The sequence below is a fragment of the Mycobacterium sp. P2_H7 genome (assembly GCF_056403275.1).
Genome location: NZ_JBFUFU010000023.1, coordinates 49,557 through 65,071, shown reverse-complemented (window position 1 = coordinate 65,071; position 15,515 = coordinate 49,557). Strand labels below are relative to the sequence as shown.

The window sequence follows — 15,515 nt, the reverse complement described above, 5'->3', positions numbered from 1 at the left end:
CCGCCGTCGCGGCCCTCACCGCGACAGCCGCCGCCACGGTCAGCGCCGGGACCCGTACCTCGGTGTGGAGGGCGCCGAGCACCAGGCGCCAGCCCAGCGCGCCGACCGCATCGGAGATTCGTTGCCGTGTGGGCAGCGCGTCGTTGTCGGTGTCCGCCATGGCGTCAGGGTAGCGGCGGATTCACGCGCACCCGGAACTGGTTTCCGCCAGCACGTTTCGCCTCGTACATGGCGGCGTCGGCCTCGGCGGACAGCGCGTCGATCAGGTCACCGGCGGGCAGCGCCGGCCCGGGCAGCGGGATGGTCACCGCGCCGACGCTGCCGGTCAGGTGCGGCGGGGTCGACAGAATCGCGGCGCGCAGCCGTTCGGCGATCGCCGCGGCCCTGTCCGGGGTGGGGATCACGTCGGCGATGAGGAATTCCTCCCCGCCGATCCTGGCCACCACCGCCGTCTGCCTGCTGTGGCCGCGGAGCGCGCGGGCGACCGCGACCAGCGCCCGGTCTCCGACCGCATGTCCCCTGGTGTCGTTGAGTTTCTTGAACCTGTCCAGGTCGATGATGACGATCAACAGGTGGGAGTCCTGGCTGCGGCGGTGCAGACCGACCAACTCGGTCGCCCGGGTCCAGCACGCCCGACGGTTCAGCAACCCGGTGAGTGGGTCGAGGTCGGAGTTGACCATGTCCACGCTGAGCATGTGGATCATCCAGTTCGACGAGATGACGACCGCCACGTTGGTGGTGACGACGATCATCAGTTCGACCACGGCGATCACCGGATCCTGTTGCGCCAGCTGCAGAGCCAGTACGCCCGCCGTGCCCGCCGCGGCGGCCATGCAGAAGAACAGCAACGGCGCCGAATGGAAGATCGCGACGTAGCCTCCGATGAGGATGAACAGCGCACACCCGGCGAGCGCCACCGCCGGTGTGGTTCCGCTCAGCAGCCCGGTGGCGATGCACACCGTCACGACGAGGGCGAAGAGCACCGACTGCTTACGCGACGGCCACCCCGGCCGAAGCCACAGCAGCACGGTCGACATCCCGACGGCGCCGGCGGCCACCGACAGCACGCGCCCCACGGTGCCCTGCGGTCCCGCGGCACTGGCCAGCACCAGCACAGGAGTCAGACCGCCGGCCACCAGCGCGAGGCACATCATGATGCGGGCCCAGGTCTGGACACCGTGCGTTTCGAGGTAGCCGACGAGCCACTGATAGCGCTCGGGTTGTCGCCACCATTGCTGCACAAGTTTCATACGGAATTTGCTTACGGAATCATCAATTTGCATAGTGCGATGTAGTGACCACTATAAGCACCGCAACATTATTTGCTATGGCCAGGCGACCAATGTCACAGTTCGCCCGCGTCGACCGCTTCCTTGGTGTGCTGGGCCTGCGCGATGTCGCGGGCCGAGAAGCCGATGAACAGCGCGGCCGCACCGACCAGCACCGCGAGCGCGGCCACCCACAACAGCGAGTAGGTGTAGCCGTGGCCGAGCGCATCCAGTTGTGCCGACGTCATCTCCCCCACCGGTCCGGTGGTGCCGCCGAGGTAGAGGGTGCGTGAGGTCTGCACGGCCTGGACCACCACCAGCACCAGTGGGCCGCCCAGGTTGTAGACCATCAGCGTCACCGAGGACACCGGTCCGATCTCGCGGGGACCCACGTTGGCCAGGGTGCACAGCGGCAAGATCACCGAGATCACGCCGATCCCCGCACCACCGATGACGACGGGGACGAACAGATCCGGGAAGTACGGGATGGACCGGTCCAGGGTGGATCCGAAGAGCATGGCGGCCAGCACCAGAAGGCCGCCGCCGAGGATCACCCAGCGCGGTGCGACCCGTGGTGCCAGCCGGGTGGCGACGACGTTGCCGACCACGAACGCGAGCGCGAACGGCATGAAAGCGATGCCGGCGCGCAGCGGCGAGTAGCCGAGGACGTCCTGGACCAGCAGGCCGATCATCACGCTGAGCGTCAGCATGACGCCGCCGGCCAGGAAGTAGGCGACGAAGGAGGCCACCCGGTTGCGGTTGTCGAACATCGACAGTGGCACCAGCGGGTTGTCCGTGCCACGTTCGTCGATCAGGAAGGCGACGAAGAACACCACCGCACCCACCCCGGCACCGATCACCCAGGGGTCGGTCCAGCCCAACGGCGGCCCCTGGGTGAACACCAGCACCGCGCAGGTGCAGGCCAGGGTCGCCAGCAGCGCCCCGGTGACATCCAGCTTGAGCCGCACATGGTTGGTCTCGGCGAGCTTGGTGACCGCGATCCAGATGATGACGACACCGATCGGGACATTGACCAGGAAGGCCAGCCGCCAGGACAGTCCGGTCAGCGCACCGCCGAGCACCAGCCCCAGCACCGACCCGAGTCCCTGCATGGCCGCCGACACCGCCAGCGCCTTGTTGCGGGCGTGCCCGACGGCGAAGGTGGTCGCGATCAGCGCCAGCCCGGTGGGTGCGGCCACGGCGGCACCGACACCCTGGACCGCGCGAGCGGCGATCAGGGTGTAGGGCTCACTGGCGATGCCGCACACCAGCGAGGCGATGGTGAAGATCCCCACCCCGGAGATGAAGGCCCGCTTGTGCCCGATCGCGTCGCCCACCCGGCCGCCGAGCAGCAGCAGGCCGCCGAAGGTCAGCACGTAGGCGGTGATCACCCAGCTCTTGGCGGCGTCGGACATGCCGAGTTCGGCCTGCATCCGCGGCAGCGCGACGATGACGATGGTGCCGTCGAGCGTCGACATCAACTGCATGCCGGTGATCGCGATGATCGCGGTACCGAGGATCGATGTCGAGAGTGGTGCCGCGCTTCGCTCGGAACCACCGGACGCCATGGAACGACACCCTACCGAGCGGCGACGTCCTGGCAGGTCAGTCGAGCTCGCCTGCGTCCAGCGCGTCCTTGACTTCCTGGGCGTGCGCGACCTCTTCGGCCGTGTAGCGGATGAACAGCGCCACGGCACCCACCAGGACGGCCACCGCGGCCACCCACAGCAGGCCGTAGGTGTAGCCCTGGTCCAGCGCGTGGTGCTGGGCGGCATCCATGTTCTTGACCGGGCCGGTGGTGCCGCCGAGGTACAGCGTGCGCGAGGTGATGACGGCCTGGATGATGGCCAGCACGACGGGCCCGCCGAGGTTCTGCAGCATCAGCGCGATGGCCGAAACCGGGCCGATCTCGTCGAAACCGACGCCCGCGATCGCCGAGACGGTCAGCGGGACGACGATCATGCCGATACCGAAGCCGCCGATCGTGATGGGCAGCACCAGGTTCGGGAAGTACGGGATGCCGGCGTTGAGCGTGGAGCCGTAGATCATGGCGCCGAGCACCAGCACGCCGCCGGAGATGACCAGCCAGCGCGGGGCGTACCTGGACACCAGCACCGACGACACGCCCAGGCCGATACCGAGGGCGACGACGAACGGGATGAAGCCGATACCCGCCTTGAGCGCGCTGTAACCCATGATGTCCTGCACGTACAGGCCGATCAGCACGGTCAGGGTGAACATCACGCCACCGGCCAGGAACACCGCGGCCAGGGTGGCGACCCGGTTGCGGTCCCGGAACAGCGAGAACGGGACCACGGGGTTCTCCGCGGAGCGCTCCACGTAGTAGAAGGCGAGGCCGAACAGCAGCGCGCCGGCGCCGGAGGCCAGGGTGAGCGGTGACAGCCAGCCCCGCTCGGGGCCCATCGAGAAGCCGAAGACGGCAGCGGTGCAGGCGAGGGTGGCCAGGATGGCGCCCGCGGCATCCAGCTTCATCCGGGCGCGGTCGGTCTCCTGCAGCGTCTTGTGCGCCAGGTAGAGCATCACCAGGCCGATGGGGATGTTGACCAGGAAGGCCAGCCGCCACGACCACTCGGTGAGCGCCCCGCCGACGACCAGGCCCATGACCGAGCCGACGCCCGTCATGGCGGCGAAGACGGCGGTCGCGGCGTTGCGGGCCGGACCCTTGGGGAAGGTGGTGGCGACCAACGCCAGACCGGTCGGCGACGCGATGGCCGAACCGACACCCTGCAGCAGTCGGGCGATGACCAGCGTGGCCTCGTCCCAGGCCACACCGCAGAGCACCGAGGCAATGGTGAACAGAGCGACACCGACGATGAAGGTGCGCTTGCGTCCGATGGTGTCGCCCAGGCGACCACCCAACAGCATCAGGCCACCAAAGGTCAGCACGTAGGCGGTGATCACCCAGCTGCGACCGGCATCCGAGAGGCCGAGCTCGTCCTGGATCTTGGGCAGAGCAACGATCGCGACGGTGCTGTCCATGGTGGCCAGCAGCTGCATACCGCCGATGGCGATGACCGCAGCGATGAAGTTCCAGGAGGGCAACCAGGCCGGAAGCCGGCCGTTCCGCTGCGCCCCGTCATGCTCGATGCGAACAGGCAGCGCACGGTTGTTCCCGCGCGCTTGCTCTGCGTCGTTGAGAGCCGTCATACGGGTTACCTTACAGTAATCTTAAGAATCCTTTAACTGCCGAAGCCCGCCACGGCCCCGATCACGATGATCGCCGGCGGCCTGATTCCCTCGCTGCGGACGGTTTCCGCGACGTCGGAAAGTCGGGCATGCACCGTGCGTTGCGCGGCCGTCGAGCCGTGCTGCACCACGAGTACCGGCGTATCCGCAGGTCGGCCGCCCGCCAGCAAGGCGTCGGCGAACAGCTCGATGCGCTCGACCGCCATCAGCAGCACGATGGTGCCCGTCATCTGGGCCAGCGCATTCCAATTCACTAACGATTCGGGATGGTCGGGCGCAACATGGCCGCTGACCACCACGAACTCATGATTGACGGCCCGGTGTGTGACGGGCGTACCGGCCAGCGCGGGCACCGCTATGGCACTCGTCACACCGGGCACCACGGTCACCGGGACCCCGGCCTCGACGCACGCGAGCACCTCTTCGTAACCGCGCGCGAAGACGAACGGGTCCCCGCCCTTGAGGCGCACCACGAACTTGCCGGCCTTCGCGCGTTCGATGAGTACCTGGTTGATGGCCTCCTGCGCCATCGCCCGCCCGTACGGGATCTTGGCGGCGTCGATCACCTCGACATGCGGCGCCAGTTCGGCGAGCAGTTCCGGCGGGGCCAGTCGGTCGGCGACGACGACGTCGGCGTGCGCCAGCAGCCGCCGGCCGCGCACCGTGATGAGCTCCGGGTCGCCCGGTCCCCCGCCGACCAGCGCCACACCTTCGTGCACGGTGTCGGGCGCCTGCCCACTGATCACGCCGCGCAGCAGCGCCTCGTGGATGGCGGTCCTGATGGCCGCCGAGCGGCGGTGCTCCCCGCCGGCCAGCACACCGACCGACAAGCCGTCGAACTCGAAGGAGGCCGGGGTGACGGCGGTGCCGTCCCGCGCTGCGTCGGCGCGCACGCAGAAGGTGCGGCGCCGTTCGGCGCCCTCGACGATGGCGGCGTTGACGTCCGGGTCGTCGGTGGCGGCCAGTACGTACCAGGCGCCGTCCAGATCGTCGTCACGGAAATCGCGCAGGGTCAGCGTGATCGGTGTCATCGTCTCGACCGCCGGTGTCGCGGCGCGGGTGACCACGTGCACATCGGCCCCGACGGAGATCAGCAGCGGCAGCCGGCGCTGGGCCACGCTGCCGCCGCCCACGACGACAACTTTGCGGCCTTCCAGGCGCAGACCGACGAGGTAGGCGTTCTCTGTCACCCGGCGAGCTTAAAGGTTCCGGCCGCCGCCACGAACCGGGCGATGGCCTGCGGGTGTGCGGCCGGGTGGGTGTGCAGGTAGCCGGCGTGGATACCGCGGTGGATGGCGCCGTCCCGTCCCGCCCCGCCGCGGTAGGCCCAGGCCTGGTCATACTCGGTCGCGAAAGTGACTGCGGTGCGGTGGAATTCGTGTCCGGTGACACGCTCCCCGACCCGGTGCAGGGACGAGTCCGTGACGGCCACCGCATCCCGGTAGCCCAGCGTCAGCCGCGGGGTGAACCGAGCCGATCCGGCCAGCACACCGCACATCGGCACGCCGTCGAGATCGTCGACCAGATAGGTCAGCCCGGCGCACTCCGCGTGCACCGGTGCGCCCGCCGCGGCCAGGGCACGGATCTGGCTGCGCACCGCCGCGTTGGCCGACAGCTCGGCGGTGAACTGCTCGGGGAAACCCCCCGGGATGACGACGGCGCCGGCGCCGGCGGGCAACCCCTCGGCCAGCGGATCGAATTCGACGATGTCGGCACCGGCGGCCACGAGCAGTTCGCGGTGCTCGGCGTAACCGAAGCTGAAGGCCCGCCCGGCCGCCAGGGCGACGCGCACCCCGGCCACCGGCCGATCCACTGCGGGGCTCCACGGTGCGGCGGTGACGCAGCAGTCGGCGGCGGCCACCACGGCCGCGACATCGACGTGCCGGGCCACCAGATCGGCCATCGCCGCGACGGCCGATTCCGCGCGCTGCCCGTACTCGACGGCGGTCACCAGGCCGAGGTGGCGCGACGGCACCTCCAGTTCAGCGGTGCGCGGGATGGAGCCCAGCACCGGGACTCCCGCGTGCTCGCAGGCCTGCCGCAGCACCTGCTCGTGACGCGGCGACCCGACCCGGTTGAGGATCACCCCGGCAAAGCGCAGCGAGGTGTCGAAGGTCGAGAAACCGTGCAGCAGTGCGGCAATGCTCTGACTCTGGCCCCGCGCGTCGACCACGAGCACCACCGGCGCGCCGAGCAGTCCCGCGACATGGGCGGTGGATCCGCGGGCGGGGCCCGGATCCTCAGGACCTTCCGTGATGCGCCCGTCGAACAGGCCCATCACGCCCTCGATGACCGCGATGTCGTTGCCCGCGCTGCCGTGCCGGTACAGCGGGCCGATCAGGTCCTCCCCGACGAGCACCGGGTCCAGGTTGCGCCCGGGCAGCCCGGTGGCCAGGGCGTGGTAGCCCGGGTCGATGAAATCGGGCCCCACCTTGAACGGTGCGACGCGGTGCCCGGCTCGGCGCAGGGCACCCATCAACCCCGTGGCCACCGTGGTCTTGCCACTGCCCGACGCGGGCGCGGCGATGATGACGGCCGGGATCACCATTCGATGCCGCGCTGGCCTTTGCGGCCCGCGTCCATCGGGTGCTTGATCTTCGTCATCTCGGTCACCAGGTCGGCGGCGTCCAGTAGACGCTGCGGCGCATCGCGTCCGGTGATGACCACGTGCTGATTGCCGGGCCGGTTCGCGAGCACCTCGATCACCTCGTCGGTGTCGACCCACCCCCACTTCAGTGGGTAGGTGAACTCGTCGAGCACGTAGAAGTCGTGGCGGGCGTCGGCGATCCGGCTGCGGATCTCGGTCCAGCCCTCCCGCGCCGCTTCGGCGTGGTCCACCTCGGATCCGGGTTTACGGGTCCAGGACCAGCCCGAGCCCATCTTGTGCCACTGCACCGGGCCACCCACACCGTGTTCGTCGTGCATCCGGCCGAGGGCGTGGAACGCACTCTCTTCGCCCACCTTCCATTTCGCGCTCTTGACGAACTGGAAGACCGCGATGTCGAAACCCTGGTTCCAGGCGCGCAGCGCCATGCCGAATGCGGCGGTCGACTTTCCCTTGCCCGGCCCGGTGTGCACCGCCAGCAGGGGTGCGTTGCGACGCGCCTTGGTGGTCAGCCCGTCATTCGGGACGGTGAGCGGTTGTCCTTGGGGCATGTGGCATCTCCTATGCAGCTGATTTGACCAGCGAGGTCAGCTCGCCGGCCTGCAGCTGGCTCAGGCGCACCGCCGGCGCGCCCAGCTGCTCGGCCAGCCGGGTGGCCAACCCCAGCCGCACGTACGAGGTTTCGCAGTCGACGACCACCGCGGCGGTGCCCTCGGCGACCAGCAACCTCGCGGCCACTTCGGTGCGGCCCAAGGGATCCGCACCGCCGGTGGCCCGGCCGTCGGTGAGCACGACCACCAGTGGACGGCGAGCCCGGTCCCGTGCCTTCTCCCGCAACACGACGTCACGCGCGGCCAGGAGCCCTTGCGCCAGTGGGGTTTTCCCGCCGGTGTCGAAATGGGCCAGCCGGCGTCCGGCGATGTATACCGAGGAGGTCGGGGGCAGCAGCAGCTGCGCCCGGTCCTGACGGAAGGTCACCACCGCAACCTTGTCGCGACGCTGGTAGGCGTCGCGGAGCAGGGACATCGTCGCGCCGCTGACGGCCGACATGCGATCCCGCGCCGCCATCGATCCCGAGGCATCGACGACGAAGATCACCAGATTGGCCTCGCGGCCTTCACGTATCGCGCGCCGGACGTCATCGGGACCGATCAGCGGCCGGCCGGCGTGCCGCTGATTGCCCGCGGCGGCCAGCACCGATGCGAAAATGTGCACGCCATGGCCCTCGCCGGGGACATCGGTGGCGGCGACGGTGCTGCCGCTGCGGTTGCGGGCCCGCGACCGGCGCCCGGGTGCACCCTCCCCGACGCCCGGCACAAGCAGCGCGCGGGTACGGAACGTCGCCGCGGGCGGTGCGCTCGGGCGGCTACCGCCGGAGCCGGAATTCTGTGCCGGCGGCGAACCTTGCGAACCCTCGGCGCCCTCGCCCGGATCCTGCGCGCCGCCACCCGGCGGATCCGGATCCGGTTCGGGCTGCTCCTGCGTGGACTCGTCCGCCGCCGCGAGGGCCTCGTCCAGGCGGTCCTGATCCAGCCCGGGATCATCGAACGGGTCGCGGCGCCGCCGGTGTGGCAGCGCGAGTTCGGCGGCGATCCGGATGTCTTCTTCCTCGACCACCAGGTTTCCCGTCGCTGCGCTCGCCCCGGCCGAGCTCCACCGCCAGGCTGCGTGCGCCAACGCCGTACGCGCCAGCACCAGATCGGCGCGCATCCCGTCCACGTCGAAGGCCGCGCAGAGGGCGGCAATCCGGCGTAACTCGTTGTCCGGCAACACCACATCGGCCAATGCGCTACGGGCCACGGAGATCCGGGCCGCCAGATCCGCATCCGCTGCCGCGTAGCCGTCGGCGAAACCCGAAGGATCGGCCTCGTACGCCAGCCGGCGGCGGATCACCTCAACACGCACGTCGACATCGCGGGACGCGGCCACGTCGACGGTGAGCCCGAACCGGTCCAGCAGCTGCGGGCGCAGTTCCCCCTCTTCGGGATTCATGGTGCCCACCAGGACGAATCGGGCGTCGTGGCTGTGCGAGATGCCGTCGCGTTCGATGTGCACCCGGCCCATCGCCGCGGCGTCGAGCAGCACGTCGACCAGATGGTCGTGCAGCAGGTTGACCTCGTCGACGTACAGCACGCCGCCGTGGGCGCGTGCCAGCAGGCCGGGCTGGAAGGCCTGCTCACCGTCGCGCAGCACCCGCTGCAGGTCCAGCGACCCGACCACGCGGTCCTCGGTGGCGCCGATGGGCAGTTCGACCAGGCGCGCCTCGTCGTCGACCTGGTTCAGCACGGTCGCCAAGGCGCGCACCGCAGTCGATTTCGCGGTGCCCTTCTCGCCCCGGATCAGCACCCCGCCGATGTCGGGGCGCACCGCGCAGAGAATGAGCGCCAGGCGCAGCCGGTCGTGGCCCACCAGTGCGCTGAACGGATAGGTCGCGGTGGTCGAACTCACGAGAGCTGCCCCGATCCAGGCCTGACCATGGGCACGTGCGGGATACCGTCCTCCAGGAATTCGTCTCCGTCGCGGACGAATCCGTGCGCGCCGTACATGTCGTGCAGGTAGGTCTGGGCGTCGATCCGGCAGGGGTAGTTGCCGACCTCGGCGAGCGCGGCCTGCATCAGCCGGGCGGTGTGCCCGTTCCCGCGCGCCGGGCGTTTGGTGCAGACCCGCCCGATCCGGAAAACCTTCTCCCCGCGCGGGTGCTCCTCCATCAGACGCAGCGTCGAAATGACTTGTCCGTCATCACTTTCCAGCCAGAAGTGGCGCGTCTCGGCGAGCAGGTCACGGCCGTCGAGCTCCGGATAGGGGCAGGCCTGTTCCACGACGAACACCTCGACCCGGAGCTTGAGCAACTCATAGAGAGTGGCGGCATCGAGGTCCTGGGCCCAGCTTCGGCGCAAGGCGACCGTCATCGGCGCACCGCCGTCATACGACTGCGGGCGTATCGAGTTGCAGCACCTTGGTCCCGTGATCCCACACCTCGCGGAACAGGCCCGGCTCCCCGGACAGCTTGCTGCCCAGCGACGGGACCATCTCCTTGAGCTTGGGCTGCCACGACGAATACCGGTCGGGGAAGCACCGTTCCATCACGTCGAACATGGCGGGCACCGCCGTGGAGGCACCCGGCGAGGCGCCCAGCAGACCGGCGATGGATCCGTCGGCGGCCGAGAGCACCGTGGTCCCGAACTCCAGCACACCGCCGGCGCCCTTCTTCCGGATGACCTGGACGCGCTGCCCGGCGATGGCGAGGTCCCAGTCGGAATCGCGTGCGCTGGGCGCGAATTCCCGCAGATCGTTCACACGGTCGGCCTCGCTCAGGGCGAGCTGGCCGACCAGGTACTTCACCAGGCTCATCTCGGTCAGCCCGACCCCGAGCATCGAGCCGAGGTTGTTCGGCTTGACCGAGAGGGGCAGGTCGGTGAACTTGCCCTGCTTGAGGAACTTCGGCGTCCAGCCCGCGAACGGACCGAACAGCAGGTAGGACCTACCGTTGATGACGCGGGTGTCCAGGTGCGGCACCGACATCGGCGGGGCACCCAGCGGCGGGGCACCGTAAACCTTCGCCTGGTGCGCGGCCGCCAGCTCGGGGTTGTCGGTGCGCAGCCACTGGCCGCCGACCGGGAAGCCGCCGAAGCCCTTGGCCTCCTGGATGCCAGACTTCTGCAGCAGCGACAACGCGCCGCCGCCTGCACCGACGAAGACGAATTTGGCGTTGGTCTTGTACTTCTCGCGGGTGCGCCGGTTGACATAGCTGACGGTCCAGGTGCCGTCGGATTCCTTGCTCAGGTTGCGTACCTCGTGCCCGAACAGGGTGTCCATGCCCTGACCGGCGGTGTAACCGATCAGCTGACGGGACAGCGACCCGAAGTCGACGTCGGTGCCGGACTGGGTCCAGTTCAGCGCGACGGGCTCGGAGAAGTCGCGCTTGGCGGCCATCAGCGGCAACCGGCGGGCGAATTCGTCGGCGTCGTCGATGAACTCCATCGAGGCGAACAGCGGATTGCCGACCAGCGCTGCGTGGCGGGCCTTCAGGTAGCCGACATGCTCGGCGCCGTGCACGAAACTGACGTGCGGGATCGGGTTGAGGAAGTTGCGGACGTCGGGCAGCACACCGTTCTCCACGGCGTAGGCCCAGAACTGCCGGGACACCTGGAACTGCTCATTGACGTTGACGGCCTTGGCGATGTCGATGGTGCCGTCGGCGTTCTGCGGGGTGTAGTTCAGCTCGCAGAGCGCCGAGTGCCCGGTACCGGCGTTGTTCCACGGATCACTGCTCTCGGCAGCCGCGCCGTCTAGGCGCTCGATCAGCGTGATCGACCAGTTCGGCTCGACCAGACGCAGCAGCGCACCGAGGGTGGCGCTCATGATCCCGGCGCCGATGAGTACGACGTCGGTCTTGGCAGGCTTGGGGTCAGACACCGTTGGCTGGTCCTTCATATCGCAGGTCCGCCGCAGGTGGTACACGACGGTTCTTGTGCTTCTCAGGTTATCGTGACGCGTCCGCCGGGTAACGCGCTGTGCCGGGTGCTTTCGGTCACCACGGCTCCCCCCGGACCGCAACCGTGCCGATAGGGTGAACCCGTGACGGCATCGCAGGGCCATTCGCAGGTGCAATGGGAGCCCGACGTCCTGCCCGGCTACCGGGCGCTCGCCCTCCCGTTGGGCGCGGACCCGGACGGCGAGGGCTACCTGGTCGCCACTCTGGTGCACCGCGAGCAGGACAGCGCCCTGCCCCGCGCCGTGCTGGTGGTGCACGGATTCACCGACTACTTCTTCCACACCGAACTGGCCGATCGGTTCGCGGCCCGGGGATACGCCGTCTACGCCCTGGACCTACCCAAATGCGGGCGCTCGTGGCGCGAAGGGCAAACCCCGCACTTCACCACGGACCTGCGCCGCTACGACGCCGCCTTGCAGGCCGCCCTCGAGCGCGTCGAGGAGCCCGAGGTGCTGGTCTACGGGCACTCGGCGGGCGGGCTCGTCGTGACGCTGTGGCTGGATCGACTGCGCCGTCGCTGCGCGACCGGGCGGATCACCGGCCTGGTGCTCAACAGCCCGTGGTTCGACCTGCACGGACCGGCGATCCTGCGCAGCGCACCGACCTCGGCCGCCCTGATCGCGCTGGCCCGGTTCCGCAAGATGAAGGTCATCCGCCGCCCGGTGCCCGAGGGCGGCTACGGCAGCACCCTGCATCGCGACTATTCAGGCGAGTTCGAGTACGACCTGCAGTGGAAACCGCTGGGCGGATTCCCGGTGACGTTCGGCTGGATCAATGCGATCCGGCGGGCGCAGGCCCGCCTGCACCGCGGCCTGGACGTCGGGGTGCCGTCGCTCATCCTGCGGTCAGGTCACAGCGTCCCGGAATCCCAGGACCCCGACTCCATCCAGCGCGGTGACGCGGTGCTCGACGTCACCCAGATCGCCCGCTGGGCCGGTTGCGTCGGCAACCGCACCACGATGGTGCCGATCACCGACGCCAAGCACGATGTGTTCCTGTCCCTGGCCGACCCGCGGGCGGCCGCCTACACCGAGCTCGACGCTTGGCTGGACTGGCATCAGAGTCATCAGCGCGACCAATCCAATTCCTCCACAACACAATCCGGACAGGGCTAGAACGCGTGCAGCATTACGACCTGACGATCATCGGCAGCGGCTCGGGCAACAGCATCCCCGACAGCGGCTACGACCCGCGGTACGGCGACATGCATATCGCCCTCTGTGAACAGGGCACCTTCGGGGGCACCTGCCTCAACGTCGGGTGCATCCCGACGAAGATGTTCGTCTACGCCGCGGAGGTCGCCCACACCATCCGCGACTCGGCGCGGTTCGGCATCGACGCCCACATCGACGGGGTGCGCTGGCCCGACATCGTCGACCGCGTGTTCGGCCGCATCGACCCGATCGCCGCCGGCGGCGAGTCCTACAAGCGCGGCCTGCCCAACATCGACGTCTACGGCCACCACACCCGGTTCACCGGCAGTCAGGATGGCCGCTACCTGTTGCGCACCGACGCCGGCGACGAGTTCAGCTCCGACCGGGTGGTGATCGCCGCGGGCTCGCGTGCCTCGGTGCCGCCGGCGATCGACGACTGCGGTGTGGCGTATCACACCAGCGACACCATCATGCGGATCAAGGAACTACCCGAGCATCTGGTCATCGTCGGCGGTGGTTTCGTGGCCGCCGAGTTCGCGCACGTGTTCTCCGCGCTGGGGGTGCGGGTGACCATCGTGGTGCGCGGGCCGGGTCTGCTCACCCACTGCGACGAGACGATCTGCCACCGCTTCACCGATCTGGCCACCGCGAAATGGGATCTGCGCACCCACGTCAACGTCACCGGGTCCCGGACCGAGGCCGGCCGCACCGTGCTGGAGCTCGACGACGGAACCGAGATCGACACCGATGTCCTGCTGGTGGCCACGGGCCGGGTGCCCAACGGCGACCAACTGGACGCCGAGAAGGCCGGGGTGACCGTCGAGGACGGCAGCATCGCCGTCGACGAATACCAGCGCACCACGGCGCGTGGCATTTTCGCGCTCGGCGATGTGTCCTCGGACTACCAGCTCAAGCATGTGGCCAACCACGAGATGCGGGTGGTGCGGCACAACCTGCTGTTGGACTGGGACGACACGGCGGCGATGGTGGCCAGCGATCACCGGTTCGTGCCCTCCGCCGTGTTCACCGACCCGCAGCTGGCGATGGTGGGTCTCACCGAAGCCGAGGCCCGGGAGGCCGGCCACGACATCGTGGTGAAGGTGCAGGAGTACGGGGACACCGCCTACGGCTGGGCGATGGAGGACACCACCGGCGTGGTGAAGCTGATCGGTCAGCGGGGCACCGGCCGGATCCTGGGGGCACACGTCATGGGCCATCAGGCGTCGTCGATCATCCAGCCGCTGATCCAGGCGATGAGCCTGGGACAGACCGCCAAAGCGATTGCCACCGGCCAGTATTGGATTCATCCCGCGCTGCCCGAGGTGATCGAGAACGCGCTGCTCGGCCTGCTGTAGTTCAGCCCGCCGGGGTGGCGTCCCAGCGTTCCTCGATCCGGCCGAATCGCCAGATGCCGAGCGCGATCAGCCAGGTCACCACGAACATGCCGGCGATGGCGAAGCCGACGAACTCCAGGTCGGCCGAGCCGATCACGCTCAGCGGCCCCGAGGTGATGCCCAACCGATCCACCAGCAGACCGGTCAGCACGATCACCCCGACGGCCAGCGCGACGAGCACCGACAAGACGGTGACGGTCAGGTTGTAGTAGACCTTGCGGATCGGCTTCAGGAACGCCCAACCGTAGGCACGGGCCATGAAGATGCCGTCCAGGCTGTCGAACAGGCTCATCCCCGCGGCGAACAACACCGGCAGCACCAGCACGGCGTACCAGGGCAGCGTGAACGCCGCCGTGCCCGCGGCCAGGATCAGCAACGCCACCTGGGAGGCGGTGTCGAAACCCAGGCCCATCAGGAACCCGACCGGGTACAGATGCCAGGGCTTGTCGACGCGGTGCATCACCCGGCTTACCAACCGGGCCAGCAGGCCGCGGTGGTGCAGCTGGCGTTCCAGTTCCGCTTCGTCGAATTCCCCACGGCGCATGGACCGGAACACCTTGGCGATGCCGACCGCGGCGAACAGATTGCTCAGCCCGATCAGCAGCAGGAATGTGCCCGCGACCACGGAGCCGATCAGGCCCAGCGTCTGCAGCATCGGCGAACCGTCGTCCTGGACCGGGCCCGCGACGGCGCGCACGCCGAGCGCCAGTAGCAGCGCCAGCCCGAACACCACACTGGAATGTCCGAGGGAGAACCAGAATCCCGCCGACAACGACCGGGTGCCCTCGCCCACCAGCTTGCGAGTGGTGTTGTCCACGACGGCGATGTGGTCGGCGTCGAAGGCATGCCGGGCGCCGAGCAGGTACGCGGTGACCCCGAGTCCGACCCCGAACACACCGGCCGACCCGAGCGTGATGTGTTGCGGGGCCACCCCGAAAATCAATACGCCCCAACCGAAGACGTGCAGCGCGAGGACGATTCCGCCGATCGCCGCGATGGACATCCAGTCGGCGCGGTCGAAACGGGATGCCATCAACGCAGCGTAGGGCGCGACGTTATATCTGTCCACCTGAACAGATGATCAGCCGTGCCTGGCGCCGATCCAGTGCAGCAGGTCGTGCACCACCTCGTCGTCGAGCCGGTAGGTGGCCAGCCGCCCGACCCTGGTGCTGGTCACCCAGCCCTGATCGCGGAGCACTCGAAGTGCTTGGGACACCGCATTTTCCGAACGCCCGAGCACGGCGGCGAGATCTCCGACACAGATGCCGGGCGTCCGGTGCAGGGACAGCAGGATCTCCAGGCGGTGCGGGTCGGACAGCAGATCGAATCGCCGGGCCCAGCCACCCGTGTCGACATGGGGATCTGCAGGTCCGGCCATCTGCCAGATTCTAG

General features: G+C 69.0%; 13 protein-coding genes. 2 read left to right on the top strand and 11 right to left on the bottom strand.

The features are described 5' to 3' along the window. Positions 1-164 precede the first annotated feature (164 nt). The 9 genes from AC1DY7_RS28580 to mqo all read right to left on the bottom strand — a co-directional run bounded on the left by AC1DY7_RS28580 (position 165) and on the right by mqo (position 11,514). Positions 165-1,250 (bottom strand): GGDEF domain-containing protein, encoded by a 1,086-nt coding sequence (locus tag AC1DY7_RS28580; RefSeq protein WP_477497127.1) that lies wholly within the window; start codon positions 1,248-1,250, stop codon positions 165-167. Between the two features lie 95 nt (positions 1,251-1,345). Next, positions 1,346-2,836, bottom strand: a complete 1,491-nt coding sequence (locus AC1DY7_RS28575; RefSeq protein WP_477497126.1) for an MFS transporter — start codon at positions 2,834-2,836, stop codon at positions 1,346-1,348. Between the two features lie 37 nt (positions 2,837-2,873). Continuing rightward, positions 2,874-4,436 (bottom strand): MFS transporter, encoded by a 1,563-nt coding sequence (locus AC1DY7_RS28570; RefSeq protein WP_477497125.1) that lies wholly within the window; start codon positions 4,434-4,436, stop codon positions 2,874-2,876. A 32-nt stretch (positions 4,437-4,468) separates the two neighbouring features. Further along, a complete protein-coding gene (cobA, locus tag AC1DY7_RS28565) occupies positions 4,469-5,665 on the bottom strand; it encodes a uroporphyrinogen-III C-methyltransferase (protein WP_477497124.1) in 1,197 nt (398 codons plus the stop codon). Further along, on the bottom strand, positions 5,662-7,023 hold the full coding sequence (locus tag AC1DY7_RS28560; RefSeq protein WP_477497123.1) for a cobyrinate a,c-diamide synthase: 1,362 nt from the start codon (positions 7,021-7,023) through the stop codon (positions 5,662-5,664). The genes cobA and AC1DY7_RS28560 overlap by 4 nt, the downstream gene beginning before the upstream one ends. Further along, positions 7,017-7,631, bottom strand: coding sequence for a cob(I)yrinic acid a,c-diamide adenosyltransferase (gene cobO / locus AC1DY7_RS28555; protein ID WP_477497122.1), 615 nt, complete (start codon positions 7,629-7,631; stop codon positions 7,017-7,019). Before cobO ends, AC1DY7_RS28560 begins: the two co-directional genes overlap by 7 nt. Positions 7,632-7,641: 10 nt before the next feature. Next, positions 7,642-9,528, bottom strand: a complete 1,887-nt coding sequence (locus AC1DY7_RS28550; RefSeq protein WP_477497121.1) for a magnesium chelatase subunit D family protein — start codon at positions 9,526-9,528, stop codon at positions 7,642-7,644. Next, positions 9,525-9,989 carry a GNAT family N-acetyltransferase gene (locus AC1DY7_RS28545; protein ID WP_477497120.1) on the bottom strand — a complete coding sequence of 155 codons (465 nt, stop codon included), beginning with the start codon at positions 9,987-9,989 and terminating at the stop codon, positions 9,525-9,527. The genes AC1DY7_RS28550 and AC1DY7_RS28545 overlap by 4 nt, the downstream gene beginning before the upstream one ends. A 13-nt stretch (positions 9,990-10,002) precedes the next feature. Next, entirely contained in the window at positions 10,003-11,514 is a 1,512-nt protein-coding gene (mqo, locus tag AC1DY7_RS28540) for a malate dehydrogenase (quinone) (protein WP_477497119.1), read from the bottom strand. Positions 11,515-11,658: 144 nt separating this feature from the next. Here mqo and AC1DY7_RS28535 point away from each other — a divergent pair, with 144 nt between their 5' ends. Together AC1DY7_RS28535 and mtr are read left to right on the top strand one after the other, a co-directional pair. Next, complete coding sequence (locus tag AC1DY7_RS28535) at positions 11,659-12,690, top strand: alpha/beta hydrolase (protein WP_477497118.1); 1,032 nt, start codon at positions 11,659-11,661, stop codon at positions 12,688-12,690. Positions 12,691-12,695: 5 nt separating this feature from the next. Next, positions 12,696-14,084, top strand: coding sequence for a mycothione reductase (mtr, locus tag AC1DY7_RS28530; RefSeq protein WP_477497117.1), 1,389 nt, complete (start codon positions 12,696-12,698; stop codon positions 14,082-14,084). 1 nt (position 14,085) lies between these two features. On the opposite strand, the gene nicT is transcribed toward mtr, so the two are convergent. Next, entirely contained in the window at positions 14,086-15,156 is a 1,071-nt protein-coding gene (gene nicT / locus AC1DY7_RS28525; RefSeq protein WP_477497116.1) for a Nickel transporter NicT, read from the bottom strand. A gap of 48 nt (positions 15,157-15,204) precedes the next feature. Next, entirely contained in the window at positions 15,205-15,501 is a 297-nt protein-coding gene (locus AC1DY7_RS28520; protein WP_477497115.1) for an ArsR/SmtB family transcription factor, read from the bottom strand. Positions 15,502-15,515 lie beyond the last annotated feature (14 nt).

Bases quoted from the DNA above. Each gene is read 5' to 3' on its own strand.
- nicT (WP_477497116.1), bottom strand. From the start codon at position 15,156: ATGGCATCCCGTTTCGACCGCGCCGACTGGATGTCCATCGCGGCGATC.
- cobO (WP_477497122.1), bottom strand. From the start codon at position 7,631: ATGCCCCAAGGACAACCGCTCACCGTCCCGAATGACGGGCTGACCACC.
- AC1DY7_RS28545 (WP_477497120.1), bottom strand. From the start codon at position 9,989: ATGACGGTCGCCTTGCGCCGAAGCTGGGCCCAGGACCTCGATGCCGCC.
- AC1DY7_RS28520 (WP_477497115.1), bottom strand. From the start codon at position 15,501: ATGGCCGGACCTGCAGATCCCCATGTCGACACGGGTGGCTGGGCCCGG.
- AC1DY7_RS28580 (WP_477497127.1), bottom strand. From the start codon at position 1,250: ATGAAACTTGTGCAGCAATGGTGGCGACAACCCGAGCGCTATCAGTGG.
- AC1DY7_RS28560 (WP_477497123.1), bottom strand. From the start codon at position 7,023: ATGGTGATCCCGGCCGTCATCATCGCCGCGCCCGCGTCGGGCAGTGGC.
- mqo (WP_477497119.1), bottom strand. From the start codon at position 11,514: ATGAAGGACCAGCCAACGGTGTCTGACCCCAAGCCTGCCAAGACCGAC.
- AC1DY7_RS28575 (WP_477497126.1), bottom strand. From the start codon at position 2,836: ATGGCGTCCGGTGGTTCCGAGCGAAGCGCGGCACCACTCTCGACATCG.
- AC1DY7_RS28570 (WP_477497125.1), bottom strand. From the start codon at position 4,436: ATGACGGCTCTCAACGACGCAGAGCAAGCGCGCGGGAACAACCGTGCG.